This is a genomic window from Aliiroseovarius sp. D2-2 (assembly GCF_055809455.1).
Map to the genome: position 1 here is coordinate 3,187,606 of NZ_CM147913.1, position 14,236 is coordinate 3,201,841.

Consider the following 14,236-nt stretch of genomic DNA (forward strand, 5'->3'; position numbering starts at 1 on the left):
AAGCAAAAGGGGCTGGCACAATACATGCTCAGCCCCCAAAATACCGGATCAAGCCATGATCAGATGAACGTAATGTCGTCGACAAGTTCCATCGGATCAGTAACCCCTTCAACCGTTAGAGTGTAACCCTTCGCAACGCTTATAACCACGTTAGATCCAACAACTTTCGCGTGATTGGTCAAGAAGGTGGTGACATTAGATGTCCACACCAAATCTCTATCAATCTGGATCGTATCACCTTCTGCGGCATTAAAGTCGGTTATTCTATCATTCCCTCCGAACTCAAATACGAAGGTATCTGCATCCGCGCCACCAGTAAGCGTGTCATTGCCAAATCCGCCATCCAGCCGATCTGCGCCCGTTCCGCCGATAAGCTTGTCATTTCCAGCATTGCCTTTAAGCCTGTCATTCCCTGATCCACCACTCAGTTTATCTGACCCATTGCCGCCATAAATATAGTCTTTGTCATCTCCACCTTGCAAATCATCCCAGCCATCTTGACCGTACAGGAAATCGTTGCCCTTCCGGCCAAACACGATATCGGCCTTCCCCCCCGCAAACATGGTATTTCCCAAGTCATTTCCGTTGAGCAGGTCCTTTCCGCGACCCGATTTGACATCTTCAATCAAGGTGTTGGATTCGATCTGAACATTCTTGCTTTTTCCAAGTACGTTTGAAAATGAACCTGGAACCAAGCTAATTTTCTGGTTCGCGCTTGTCTTGGAAAAATCAATTACATCGTGACCGCCTTGGTCGAAGATGGTCATCGCCCCTACGGGTTTGATTTTCGCAAATTCTTTGGCAGGGCCTTCAGCGTTCGAGTTGAAACCCCATGTGGTTTTCCAAGGGTTAACCTTTTTACCCCATGACGGGACACCATATAGCTTGTGAATTGCCGCGATGTCCGCAGGCATTGGCGTCAAGATGTAGGCGAAAGATCCCGAAACGTTCGGATTCTCGGCTTGCGAGAAATATGACATTACCGACATCTGCCAGCTGTCATTTGAGAAACGCGCGTCACCTGCGAAACCGCCTGTGCCATTGTAGTTTCCGGCATGCCCAAGCCCTAATGCGTGGCCGATTTCGTGAAGAAATGTCTGGTAGCCATAGCTGCCGAGGTCGTATTCCTCGCCCTTATACCAACTCGGTGGGATGTTAACTTTAGCCTTAACAATATCGCCTTTGGAATTGAACTGGCTCGAGGCGTACGCTCCGGAGTTATCATTCTGAACGAAGCTAATGTCCGCATTGCTTGCTTTGGCTTGCTTGAACGTGATGCCCGTCGTGGCAGACCATGCCGCCAAAGCTTTTTTCGCAAACCACTGCCCGGCCTTCGAAAGATTTGACACGTTGTAGGTCAGCACCCGCCCCGGACGCAAATCGAAAGATGCATTCACGGGGTCGCCAAAATAGTTCGCGAAATCCACAGTTAGCTGCTTCACAAAGTCACTGACATCCCCAAAGGGCTTACTCGCATACTTAGAATTCGAAGCATTTACCTGCTGCGGAAATTCGAAGCTGGTATTCTGTGGGGCACTCATCATTCCTGAAATCTCCACTAGTTGCGAAATGAACGTCTGATTCACATGGAACCTCAATCAAAGCAAGAATTAAGGCAACATGACGACACGGCACAGCCTTCAATTGGGCAAATTGGCGCGCAGTTGTTAGGGAATTGCTAAGATTCAATTGCAAACAATTCCTAAACAAATCCCTGACGGCAGATAAACTCTCGTTAACCCCCAACCAACACACTCAAAGGGCGTTTTAGGCGCGAGGGTGAAATCGAGGGTGGTTGGGGTGACCATATTCAATTTTGCTGGCATCAGTTCTGGTGTCAGCCAACTATACGATTCCGGTATCTCGGATCTTCAAATCGTTTGGCAAGGTGGCCAAGCGTGTCTGATGTCGATCAGCGCATCCAGCAATGGTGCAATGATCTATGAGGTCGGCACGGGGGCTACGCTGTCGCTGTCGGATCAGGTCTGGACCGGAGGGGGGGCGGTGTCGTCGTCCACTCCGGTAATTGAAGCGGTCGACCACAATGGCACGACCGTTTTTATGGCCTTTGGTCAAAGCGATTGGGCAATCAGTGGATTAACGCTTGAGCCCAACGCAACACTGTCCGATCCGGCATCCTATCAATGGGGGCCGGGTGGGATCGGGCTGCTGACCGCGCTGCACGCCGAAGTGATCAACGGCGTCACACATATATACGCAGCAAGCATCACGGGAACCGGGTTCCACCACTACACGATCAACAGCAATAACGAGTTCATTTTACAAGGAGATTTCAGTCAACCCGGCTACCAATCCGAGCCGGATTTGGTTGATTTCGAAACCATCGACCTTGGCACGCAAAAGGTCCTGATTACGGCCTCGTCTTCTGGGAATGGCATTGCCAGTTACGTTCTGGATGCAAATGGCGCACCAACGCTCGTGTCTGAACATTCCGCCGATACAGTGCTGCCTGTCGGGACCCCAACCAAGCTGGCAACAGGCGCAGTTGGGAACCAGAAATACGTCGTGATGGCCAGCGCGGGCAGTTCGTCTCTGACCGTTTTGAAAGTCGAACCGACAGGAGAACTTACCCCGGTGGACCACGTGATCGACAACAGGTTCACACGCTTTGCGGACGTGACCGAGATGACGACAGTCCAAGTGGGGGATCGCTTATATGTCATTGCAGGAGGATCGGATGACGGGCTATCGTTGTTCACACTGCTGCCCAACGGGAAGCTGGTCCATCTGGACACGATCTGGGACACCAATGCCACCGCTTTGCAAAATGTTTCCGCTCTGGATGCAGCCTTTGTAGACGGGCAGATTGTGATCTTTGCCACAAGTGAAACTGAAACCGGTATAACGCGTTTCACTGTCGATCCCGAGCCTGCTGGGGTCACGCTGCAGGGAGGGATCTCTGCCGATACGTTGTCAGGTGGAAGCAACAGCGATATCCTTCTTGGTGGATATGGCGACGACACTTTATCTGGTGGCGCAGGTCGCGACATTCTGGACGACGGCGCGGGTCAGGACACAATGACCGGCGGGGCAGGTGCGGATTTTTTCCGCTTGACCGGCGATGACAGCCTAGACACGATCACCGACTTCAATCCCGCGCAGGACAAGTTAGATTTAAGCGGCTATCACATGCTGTATGACGCCAGCCAACTACAGATTACCTCGACGGGTTGGGGGGCGATCATCACCTACCGGGATGAAGTCCTGCACGTCCATAGGGCTGGGGGCGGGTCGCTGAATGCATCCGATTTCACGACGAAAGACACGCTGTCCTTAGACCGTCCACCAAGCGGATTCGATTATTTCCCCGAAACCGTAAACGGCACCGCAAGCAATGACACGATCGCAGGCAACGTAGGTTTTGATACATTGCATGGGATGGCCGGTGACGACGTGCTGCTTTGGTCCGGCGGGGGCGATCTTTTCTATGGCGGGTCGGGCATCGACACCGTGTCCTATGCCGGAGCCAATGATTGCGTGGTGGTCAACCTTCAAACCGGCGAGACAGATCATGCCGCAATAGGCGAGCAGTTCGATTCCATCGAGAACCTGTTGGGGTCAGATTTCAATGATGTTCTGGTCGGTGACGCAGGGAACAACACACTGATCGGCGGTGCCGGGGATGACATACTGTGTGGCGGGTCTGGTCAGGATTGGCTGGACGGTGGCATCGGGCTGGACAGTGTGAGCTATGCCACAAGCGCGACGGGCATCACCATTTCACTTCAGGATGGCAGCGGGGGCACGGGTGACGTTCTGATCAGTATCGAAGGCGTGGTCGGCAGCGCGCATGCGGACGACGTAACCGGAGATGATGGGCAAAACCGATTGGCCGGAGGTGGTGGTAGCGACACGCTTAGAGGGCTGGGTGGCAATGATGAGCTGATCGGCAACCAAGGAAACGATACTTTGATCGGCGGAGATGGGGACGACCTGTTGGACGGAGGGGATGGGGACGACATTCTGATAGGTGGCAACGGAGCCGACCAATTCATCGGTGGGAATGGGACCGACACCGTCGACTATTCCACAATGGGTTCTGCCCTGATTATGGACCTCGTGACAGGTCTAAGGGTGGGATGGGCCATCGGGGACCAGCTCCACTCGATCGAAGTGATCGCTGCGACAGACTTCGATGACAACCTGGGCGGATCGCATGACGCCGAGACGCTGGTTGGAAACGGTGGCGATGATACTATTCGTGCCAACGGCGGGGACGATACCGTTTTCGGATGCTCCGGGGATGACCGAATCTGGGGTGGCACAGGACATGATGTCGTTTCAGGCGGTGATGGCGATGATCTGCTGTACGGCCAAAGCGGAGATGACCGACTAATCGGTGGGAAAGGTGCTGACATTCTATATGGCGGCGGCGGGATCGATATCGCCGACTATAGCAACGAAACGGATGGCTTCATCTTCAACTTTGCCACAGGGCAGCACACCGGGGCAGCAGCAAACGATACATTTGATTCCATTGAAGGAATTTCAGGCGGGATGGGCGCCGACACACTGACAGGCGCCGCAACCGATGATGTTCTGGAAGGCGGCGGGGGGCGTGATCGAATTGACGGTGGTGATGGGAATGACAGGTTGATCGGCGGTGGTGGGAACGACTGGCTCATTGCAGGGGATGGGGCAGACTGGTTCGACGGTTCGGACGGGATCGACACAATCGACATGCGTGCCAATTCAAGTGGCGCAATCGTCGATTTGAGCATTGGCGAAGGCGCGGGCAGCATGATCGGTGATCAAATTGTGAATGCCGAACATCTGTTGGGAACAGCCTACGATGATCGATTAATTGGCGACGCGGGTCATAATAAAATTGTGGGCCATGACGGGTCTGACACCATTGCCGGCGCCGATGGCCGCGACATGCTGATGGGGGGTCGTGGAGACGATCAACTGACCGGTGGTCGGGGATACGATTACCTTTGGGGTGGCGATGGTCGCGATACTCTGTTTGGCGGGGACGGCTGGGATGTTCTGAGAGGTGGTGACGGAGGGGATTTCATGGAAGGAGGGTCGGGAAATGACCGACTTTTCGGAGGGGGCGGTTATGACCGGATGCTTGGTGGAAACTCTAACGACCAGTTGTGGGGCGATACCGGAAACGACAAGCTTTATGGGAATGCAGGACATGACATTCTTCATGGCGGAAACGGAAACGACAGGTTGGAGGGTGGTACTGGAAATGATAAACTTTTCGGTGAACGAGGCGATGATCGTATCTTTGGCGGCACTTACAACGACCAACTATGGGGTGGTTCCGGTAGGGACAATCTGTATGGAAACGGTGGGCGCGATACCCTACGGGGTGGAAACGGAAACGACAGGCTGGACGGCGGCGCTGGGCGGGATACGCTGATTGGCGGTAGGGGGCGCGACACATTTGTATTCAACGACGGCGCAGATCGAATTCGGGATTTTCACCATCGTCAGGACAAGGTTCTGTTTGACAGTGATCTCTGGGGTGGTGGCCGAAAATCGGTCGGAAATATCCTGAAATTCGCCAAAATCAAGGGAAACAAGGCTATTTTCGACTTTGGTGACGGCGATAAGTTGACCATCGACGGGATCAGCAGCCTGTCGCAATTGGAAGACAATATCGGTTTCTACTAGCCGAAATCTGGGCCACGCAACGTACGCTTAGATGTGATGGCGTTAATCAATTTCACCAATCACTCGGACGGGAACGACCATTTCGCGGAGATCCCCATGAGCCAATCAACAGTGCTGTCCCTTCCCCTTATTCAACCCTCACAGGCGCAAAAGCATGTGACCCACAACGAAGCCCTGCGGCTGCTGGATGTGTTGGTCCAATTGAGCGTTCGCAGTTCCGATGACACGGCACCTCCTGTCGCTGCGGTGGACGGAGACCGTCACATCGTAACCACTGGCGCAACAGGCGCTTGGGCAGGTCAAGATCACGCCATCGCTTTGCGTGAGAACGGCATCTGGCTGTTTTTTACCCCGCAGGAAGGCTGGCGCGCGGATGTAGCAGCTACGTCTTCCCAAATGCGGTTTGACGGTAGCGTGTGGGCCAAAGTCACGCCCGATACCAACAACCTGAATTTGGTCGGAATCAACACAAGCGCCGATGCAACCAACCGTCTTTCTGTCTCGTCCGAAGCAACCCTTCTGTCGCATGCCGGCGGCTCGCACCAGTTGAAGATCAACAAGGCGGGCAGCAGCGACACGGGTTCACTGCTGTTTCAGGACAATTGGTCAGGACGCGCCGAAATGGGGCTGGCTGGAAATGATGATTTCTCGGTCAAAACCAGCGCGGACGGATCGACATGGCACAACACGCTTGTCGCAACCGGGGACGGAGACGTGGGGATCGGCAAGACCCCAGACGCCAAGCTGGACGTCGACGGCGTTATGAAATTAACCCCCGTCTTCACCGCCAACCTGCCAACTCCTGCCATCATTGGTGCCGGTGGGATTGCCTTTGTGTCAGATGCGATCGGAGGTGCTCAACTGGCCTATTGCGACGGGACATCTTGGCTGAAAGTTGCGGACGGAACAGCGCTTTAAGCCAAGATTACTGCCCGCGGATGCGGGCAGCGCGACGTCCAGGCAGCGGCAAAAGCTTTGCCGCTGTCAGGTACAGCACATACATGTCCAACATCGGCGATTTGTTCCGGTGATAGATCATGTCCAGATGTGCCTTACGAGGGATGCAACGCCGAATATAGACATCTTCCGATTCTTTTTGAGACTCGCATTCAGCCAGCATCTTTTCTTCATGCGAATGGAAAACAATCGAGGCCAACCCGGTAATGCCAGGTCGATCCAACAACACCTGTTTGTAAATTTCTGGGCATTCGGCAACATAGCGTGGTTCGGGTGGACGCGGGCCAACAAAGCTCATCTCGCCCTTCAAGACGTTCCATAGCTGCGGCAGTTCATCCAAACGGTGATTGCGTAGATAACGGCCCAGTCTGGTGATTCGACCTTTTTTGTGCCCACCTGTGATACCAACGTTTTCATGCGCTGGTACGGTCCGCATTGTGCGGATTTTCATCAAGTCAAATTCCTGATCAAACGCGGTATTGCGACGCGAGCGATAGAGGAACGGGCGTCCATCTTTCACAAGCACGACAATATACAGCACCGCAAGCGCGGGAATCACCGGCACCAAAAGCACAAGCGCCAACACAATGTCGAAAAGTCGTTTCAACCTCTGCCCGTTCCGTTCTTTGCCTGCCGCCTCCCAGTTCTGGAAAGCTGCCTCAGTCATACCATTCTCCGGTGCCAAACCCGCGACGACCTACGGCACTATAAGCCGAAAATCCCGCGCGCTCCGCATCCAATGGCGAATAGATGTTGCGCAAATCGGCCATCGCCGCTGTTTCCATGCAACCGGCCAGACGTTTCAAGTCCAGTGCACGGAACTCGTTCCATTCGGTCAGAAGCACAACCGCATCCGCATTCTCGGCTGCCTTATACGCATCTTCGAACCAATGTGCACCCGGCAAAAGTGCCTCGCCTTCAGCAAGACCCTGTGGATCCACCACGCGGACAGTCGCACCGCTGCCGATCAAAGCCGGAACGATGGTCAGACTGGGCGCATCACGCATGTCGTCCGTATTGGGTTTGAACGTGACGCCAAGAACAGCGATTGTCTTACCCGCAACCGAGCCACCGCACATGTCAACGACCTTGTCGATCATCCGCCGTTTGGCATCTTCATTCACATTGATAACGGTTTCAGTAATCTGCATTGCCATGCCGTTTTCCTGACCGATGCGGGCAAGTGCTTTGGTGTCTTTCGGAAAACAGCTGCCGCCATAGCCCGGCCCGGCATGCAAGAACTTGTTTCCAATGCGGCCATCTAGCCCAATACCTTTGGAAACCTGCTTCACATCCGCGTCCACGCGTTCACAAAGCGCGGCAATCTCGTTCATGAAGGTGATCTTGGTCGCCAGGAATGCATTGGCGGCGTACTTGATCATCTCGGCGCTTTCCAGATCAGTTGCAACGATCGGGAAGTCACGCAGGAAAAGAGGTCGATAGATATCAGCCATGACATCTGCGGCGCGATCGTTTTCAACGCCAACCACCACGCGATCTGGGCGCATGAAATCATCAATCGCAGCACCTTCACGCAAAAATTCGGGATTAGAAGCCACGTCGAATTCGAGATTAGGATTGGCTTTTGCAACGACCTCGGAAACCCGGCGATTGGTGCCAACAGGGACCGTCGATTTGGTAACGATTACGGCATAGTGATCCAGCGAATCAGCAATTTCCTCGGCGGCAGCAAAGACATATGTCAGGTCCGCATGGCCGTCTCCGCGCCGTGTCGGCGTTCCAACGGCAATAAAAACGGCTTCCGCATCTTTTACCGCTGTTTTCAAATCTTCTGTGAATGTCAGCCGGCCAGCCTGAACGTTTTTCGCCATCAAATCTTCAAGTCCCGGCTCGAAAATCGGCACCTTGCCGGCTTCAAGCATCTGGATCTTGCGCGGGTCCTTGTCGACGCACACAACTTCATGTCCAAAATCAGAAAAACAAACACCCGATACAAGCCCAACATAGCCCGTTCCAATCATCGCGATTTTCATCGGTCTTTTCTCTCATATAATTAATAAATCAGTAGAACTTTGGTGCGGTAAACAACGCATCAAGTCAATGGAAAGCGCCAGATAATCGCTCGAAATTCGCCCTGTATTCCCCAATGACTTTGTTAGCAATCACGTGCTAAACCTGATCACACCACTCGTACCGGAGCTCAGAATGCTGCGCCAACTGTTGCCCTTAGTTTTGATGGCTTGTCTTGCCGTCATCGTCACACCTGCATCTGCCAGTGCAAAATGCGCTGTTCAGCGAGTGTCCGGTGAGGAAAAAATCATATCTAACAAACGGTTAAATCAATCCAAACTGGATGCTGCAATCCTTGCCCAAGTGAACTATTATCGCTGCAAACACGGTCGCTCCAAGCTCTCAGCGGCCAGCGGTCTGCGGCGGCAGGCAAGCAAGCATTCTGTCTGGATGGCACGGTCAGGGAAATTGAGTCACAAAGCGTCCGGTGGATCCTCAAGGACACTAAGCAAGCGACTGAAGTCTTCGGGGCTTAAATTCAGGACCGGTGCCGAGAATATCGGCGTCATGCGTCTGTACAATGTCGACGGCCGCCGTTTCTTGATTCGCTCTTCTGGAAAATGTGTATTCACTACCCCTTCTGGCAAGCCAATCGGGCGCCATAGTTATCGCAGTTTGGCACAACTGGCAGTGCGCGAATGGATGGAATCACCGGGCCATAGAAAGAACATTTTGCGTCGAAACCTGCGCCATACGGGTGCTGGTGCTGGTATTCGCCCTAATTCCCGGCACTGTGGTGCGGTTTTCCTTACCCAGATATTTTCGGGCTGATGGCGGGTATTGCAACACTGCCACAGGGTCAAAAACTTACATATCATATGGGCATTGATCCGAAAATCAGACTTCCAATGCGGTCACGAGTATGCAAAACAATCATGGACGGCTCGCTAAACAAGCGGCGCCCGCTAATTAATTATGGAGTATGAGACATGAAAAAAGTCATGACCCTTGCCGCTGCTGGCATGTTCGCCCTGACCGCACCTGCTTTTGCTGGCGGTTACAGCGACCCGGTTGTTGAAGAAGAAGTAGTTGTAGTTGAAGAAGCTGCAAGCTCGCTGGGTAACACCGGCATGGCACTGCTGGGCCTGGCCCTGGTTGCTGGCATCATCGCTGCTTCGGATTCGTCGAGCGAATAATAACAATTTCTTCGCAAGAAGATTTTGTTTGAAACGGCAAGCCTTCGGGCTTGCCGTTTTTCGTTGGAGCGGACATGATTCTATCAAGACGTGTGAAACGCGTCTTGGGCACAGGCATCATGCATCCGGAGAATCTCCAACGTGAAAAAGATTGTTCCGATTGTATTGGCAGGCGGCATCGGAACACGGCTCTGGCCAATCTCGCGACAATCCTATCCCAAGCAGTTCAGAAAACTGGCCGGTGCAGATAGCCTGTTTCAAGACACCATCAAACGGTTTCAAGGTCCGGCCTACATGCGCCCGATCATTGTCACCAACGAAAGCTATCGCTTCCACGTGGTTGAGCAGATGGGCGAGATCACAAGCTTGCCTGAACAGATTCTGCTCGAACCGGTTTCGCGCAACACGGCCCCAGCAGTCCTGGCCGCAACCCTGTCCGCCTACAGCAAAGACCCTGAGGCGATCTGCATTGTCACGCCAGCTGATCACCTGTTGCCAGACCATGAGGACTTCACCAACAGCGTTGTGAAGGGGATAAGCGCTGTCACAGGTGGGCACCTAACCACATTTGGCATAACTCCGGATCGGCCCGAAACCGGCTATGGTTATCTGGAACTGTCCAGTAAACCCACAGCCGACCAGCACACCCTTCCGCTGAAAAGCTTCACCGAAAAACCCGATCCCGAAACTGCTGCGCAAATGCTCGCAGAGGGGCGTCACATGTGGAACGCAGGGATATTTCTTTTCCGCGCGTGCGACATGATCGACGCCTTCAAAGAACACGCACCCGAGATGATCGCACCGGTTCAGTCGGCATTGTGCAATGAAGAACGTGACCTGGGATTCACCCGGTTACCCAAAGGCGATTGGGAAAAGCTGCCTGACGTTTCGATCGATTACGCAATCATGGAAAAGCAACGTGATTTGCATGTGGTCCCCTTTGGCGGGCGCTGGTCGGATTTGGGCGGATGGCAAAGCATTTGGCGCGAAGAACAGCCCGAGGCTTTGGATGATGGAACAGTCACGCTGGGTGACAGCCATGCTGTGGACTGTACGTCATCTTTATTGCTGGCCGATGATCCAGAGCAATTGCTGGTGGGACTGGGGCTTGAAAACATGATTGCCGTCGCGACCAAAGACGCTGTTCTGGTCGCGGACAAAAGCCGATCAGCCGAGATTGGGGAGCTGGTAAAAGACCTGAGCAAACTGGGTAAGGGGCAAGCAAAGACCATGCCGCGCGACTATCGCCCTTGGGGCTGGTTCGAGCGATTGGTCAGCAGACCCGGTTTTCAGGTCAAGATTATTACCGTGCATCCTGGTGGGGTGCTTTCGTTGCAATCGCACGAACATCGATCTGAACACTGGGTGGTTGTTGAAGGCTGTCCAACCGTTACGATTGGTCCGGACAGTTTCGACGTGCCCGCCAACCAATCCGTATATGTTCCCTTGGGGGCGCAGCATCGATTGGAAAACAACGGTACGCAAGATGTCGTTCTGATCGAAGTGCAAACCGGCGCTTATCTAGGTGAAGATGACATTACACGCTACGAAGACGCCTATGCGCGATCATAGCGCATAGGCGAATGCCGGTTACATGCGCAGGTTTTGAATTGCCAAGCTGCCCATGCGCTGCCCAACCCATTGGCTGGATTTCAACACGCGGCCAGCCCCATCCACCCAATAGATATTGGTGAATGCAATCCCGTCCTTGCGGCAGTTTTCTTTCATGATGACAGCGTTTGCATTGATCTCGCCAATTGCTACTTTTTCGGTGCCTGAACGGCGCAGCGAACAGTTAAGTGTCAACTGACTGGTTTGTCCCAAATCACCAAGATAGAAATGCTCGCGCGAATAGTCCGCATCGCGTCGCGAAGTGATTGCCGAAATCGCAGTATCAACACGTGAAGACATCAGGTCCTCACCTAAGCCACGGGTGTTTGTCATCACGCCACGCTTATAAGTGATCCCCTGCCCCGGCGCGCTGCCCCAAGTTACGTAGTCCCCGTTCCGACCCACAGGGTTCATAGCAAGAACCGCGTTGGTATCCAGACGAACAACAATCGCAATCGGGCCCTTCGTGGCCGAAAGCGCATTGGTAATCAGGGCATTTGGATCAGCTGCGGCCGCGGGTTGAGCGGTGGCAGCTTTTGCGTCGCCACCTCCTCCGGCTACCTTGGACGTGATCTTCTTGCCGGTCTGCTTCAAGAAACCGGCCGTCGCTTTCGAAAGCGCGATTTCGTCATTGTCAGATCCACATGCTGTAAGACCTGCAGCCGCACACATCACCAAAGCTACCGCACGGAGCGGCGATTTCAGATTAAAACCCAGCACTGTTACCTCCAGAACTTGCCCCAGCGGCCAGCATAGGCATCGCCGTGACCTTCTTCGACCCAATCAAACAGGCGTCCATCGACATTCAGGCGTGCACCACCATCACGTTCAAGGGACCGCAGTTCTGCAGCTGATTCACTTTTCGATGGTGTGCCTAGCGCCCACTCAAATGGGATCGAGATGCGAATCCCTTTGTCGAATGAGCCTTCGCCGAAATCTTCGGCCGAAACATTTGTCTTGGTGAAGTAACCACCGACTTTCCAGCCGTTCGCAAAGGTCCGGTCGACCGAGAATGTCGCGCCGTAGTCCCCGGCAAGATAACGACCTGCGTCGACGCGCGTCGAGAAGCCATTGCCAAAGTCATAGTAAGCAGAAACATGACCCGTCACGACATCGTAGTCACGAAAGCCGAACAGCTGATCATAGTCACGTTGTTTAACCCATGCGACTTCAGCGCCAAGTGCCAAGGGGCTATCAACAGGCTTCCACAGCACTTCTGCAGAAACACCGCCAAACATCTTTTCCAAGTAACCAATAGTGACACGGCTGTAGAGGTTCTTGCCCGGACGTTCGTACCAAGATGCGGTCAGATGCTCGATTGCGGGGTCACCCTGTTGAGCGTAAAGCGCTCCATCGGTCCGCACATGCGGCAGAACAGATGTGTCCAAATGTTGATCATCATCCAAGTTGCCCCAGATGCTTTTCTGAATGGCACCTGACAGAATGATATTCGGTGCAAGTTCATACTTCGCACTAAAGCGCAGACCGAAGTCGCCACGTACCGGGCTGGACGGATCAAAGAAGCTGATCGCCATGTAAGGTGCCAGCGCCCAAGTAAACCGCGTGTCATAGTTAGGAAGGTCTGAATTTTTCAGCGAGTTCGGCGTGGCTTCGTCGATCGTTACGCGTTCGTAAATATCAATCGCGGGTGCGTGTTCCAGCTTTTCAATGTCACTGCGGCGCATTGTGACCGTGGACAAAGGAATGCCGTTTTGTGTGAGCGTGATTTTGAAAGTTTCGACCGACGGCGGCAATGCGTGTGTCAGAACACGTGCGGTGCGTCCGATAGCCTGCGGTTGCGAGTTGTAGCGCTTATTATCGATTTTCAACTCGGCCCGCGTTGCGCCCAGCGAAAGGGATTTCAAGCGGATGCCTTCCTTGCCCAGAGCGTCGGAAACGACTTTACGAATGCTGGCCTGATCCTCGGGCGTTGACACCCAATCGGTGCTCCAGGCCGCCGAACCCGTGCGTGCTGGGCGTGGCTTGACGGGCAGCGGTGCCCTTTCATTGCCTGAACGCGCCTGCGGATTGCGAGGGTTCAGGCGAATGGTCAAACCTGCGCCGAAAGTGCTGCCGGCAACATAAGACGCATTCAGGTGGAAAGCGGGGGACAGTTCATAGTCGACCCCGAAGTTGAAGGGTGAATTGTATTCCATGGTGCCGCGTTCGGTTTCCTTTACGAACGCATCCGATGAATACTCGGCCTTGAAGGTAAGCTTGTCGTTTACTTTGTAGCTAAGACCGGCAAACGGGGCGAAATCCCCGCGAAACCATTGACCGAAGTTCAGATTGCCACCATTGCCTACGTCAAAATCCGGGCGCGCGTCTCCGATCCGACCAATGGGATTGTGCGACGCCAAGCGTCCCCAGCCCAAGCCGCCATGCACACGAAGCTTGTCGCCAAAGCTTTTCGTCGCAACGACGTATTCGCTCGAGTAGACACCGGTGCCAATAAAGTCGCGGACACCGACCGACACGGCCGGAAGATATTTGGATTCGTTCAGCACTCGGTACTGCAAATCGAAACTACGATCGAAGAAATCCTGACCACGTAGGGGTCCACTGACCCAGTAGTTGTCCAGCTTTGTATAGCGAAAACTACCGGTCAGCCGTGGCAGTACCTGAAAGCTCAGTGTGCCGTTCGCGTTTGGGCCAAATTGAGAATACGAAAAGGCCAATTCGCTGTCTTCCGCAACTTCGGCGGTCGGCATAAGAATCAAACCCGGCGTACCGAACAGCGTGTAGCTTGTCGTCTCGGTTCCGAGCTGCGCCATCGCAGGTGTTGCTGTTGAACCCAACAGGCCAAGCACCGCATATTTGAGATAATCCACCCGTGCAGTAGTCACCGCAATCTC

Annotated in this window: 10 protein-coding genes; 5 read left to right on the plus strand and 5 right to left on the minus strand. The window is 53.8% G+C overall.

From position 1 onward, the window contains the following. Nucleotides 1-59: 59 nt before the first annotated feature. Complete coding sequence (locus AC0L6A_RS15820; protein WP_473291340.1) at nt 60-1,586, minus strand: M10 family metallopeptidase; 1,527 nt, start codon at nt 1,584-1,586, stop codon at nt 60-62. 214 nt (nt 1,587-1,800) lie between these two features. On the opposite strand from AC0L6A_RS15820, the gene AC0L6A_RS15825 reads away from it, so the two are divergent. Together AC0L6A_RS15825 and AC0L6A_RS15830 are read left to right on the plus strand one after the other, a co-directional pair. Continuing rightward, a complete protein-coding gene (locus tag AC0L6A_RS15825; protein ID WP_473291342.1) occupies nt 1,801-5,646 on the plus strand; it encodes a calcium-binding protein in 3,846 nt (1,281 codons plus the stop codon). 96 nt (nt 5,647-5,742) lie between these two features. Next, nucleotides 5,743-6,564, plus strand: a complete 822-nt coding sequence (locus tag AC0L6A_RS15830) for a DUF2793 domain-containing protein (RefSeq protein ID WP_473291343.1) — start codon at nt 5,743-5,745, stop codon at nt 6,562-6,564. Nucleotides 6,565-6,571: 7 nt separating this feature from the next. Here the strand turns inward: AC0L6A_RS15830 and AC0L6A_RS15835 are convergent, their stop codons facing one another. Together AC0L6A_RS15835 and AC0L6A_RS15840 are read right to left on the minus strand one after the other, a co-directional pair. Next, nucleotides 6,572-7,270 (minus strand): sugar transferase, encoded by a 699-nt coding sequence (locus AC0L6A_RS15835; RefSeq protein WP_473291344.1) that lies wholly within the window; start codon nt 7,268-7,270, stop codon nt 6,572-6,574. Next, nucleotides 7,263-8,597 carry a UDP-glucose dehydrogenase family protein gene (locus AC0L6A_RS15840; protein WP_473291346.1) on the minus strand — a complete coding sequence of 445 codons (1,335 nt, stop codon included), beginning with the start codon at nt 8,595-8,597 and terminating at the stop codon, nt 7,263-7,265. Before AC0L6A_RS15840 ends, AC0L6A_RS15835 begins: the two co-directional genes overlap by 8 nt. 172 nt (nt 8,598-8,769) lie before the next feature. On the opposite strand from AC0L6A_RS15840, the gene AC0L6A_RS15845 reads away from it, so the two are divergent. The 3 genes from AC0L6A_RS15845 to AC0L6A_RS15855 all read left to right on the plus strand — a co-directional run bounded on the left by AC0L6A_RS15845 (nt 8,770) and on the right by AC0L6A_RS15855 (nt 11,342). After that, the gene (locus AC0L6A_RS15845) at nt 8,770-9,405 is read left to right on the plus strand and encodes a CAP domain-containing protein (protein ID WP_473291347.1); all 636 of its coding nucleotides are present in this window, start codon (nt 8,770-8,772) and stop codon (nt 9,403-9,405) included. A 158-nt stretch (nt 9,406-9,563) separates the two neighbouring features. Beyond that, entirely contained in the window at nt 9,564-9,770 is a 207-nt protein-coding gene (locus tag AC0L6A_RS15850) for a hypothetical protein (RefSeq protein WP_246933882.1), read from the plus strand. A 141-nt stretch (nt 9,771-9,911) separates the two neighbouring features. Continuing rightward, nucleotides 9,912-11,342, plus strand: a complete 1,431-nt coding sequence (locus AC0L6A_RS15855; protein WP_473291348.1) for a mannose-1-phosphate guanylyltransferase/mannose-6-phosphate isomerase — start codon at nt 9,912-9,914, stop codon at nt 11,340-11,342. An 18-nt stretch (nt 11,343-11,360) separates the two neighbouring features. On the opposite strand, the gene AC0L6A_RS15860 is transcribed toward AC0L6A_RS15855, so the two are convergent. Together AC0L6A_RS15860 and AC0L6A_RS15865 are read right to left on the minus strand one after the other, a co-directional pair. Beyond that, nucleotides 11,361-12,101, minus strand: a complete 741-nt coding sequence (locus AC0L6A_RS15860; protein ID WP_473291350.1) for a YjbF family lipoprotein — start codon at nt 12,099-12,101, stop codon at nt 11,361-11,363. Between the two features lie 2 nt (nt 12,102-12,103). After that, nucleotides 12,104-14,227, minus strand: coding sequence for a YjbH domain-containing protein (locus AC0L6A_RS15865; RefSeq protein WP_473291351.1), 2,124 nt, complete (start codon nt 14,225-14,227; stop codon nt 12,104-12,106). Nucleotides 14,228-14,236 lie beyond the last annotated feature (9 nt).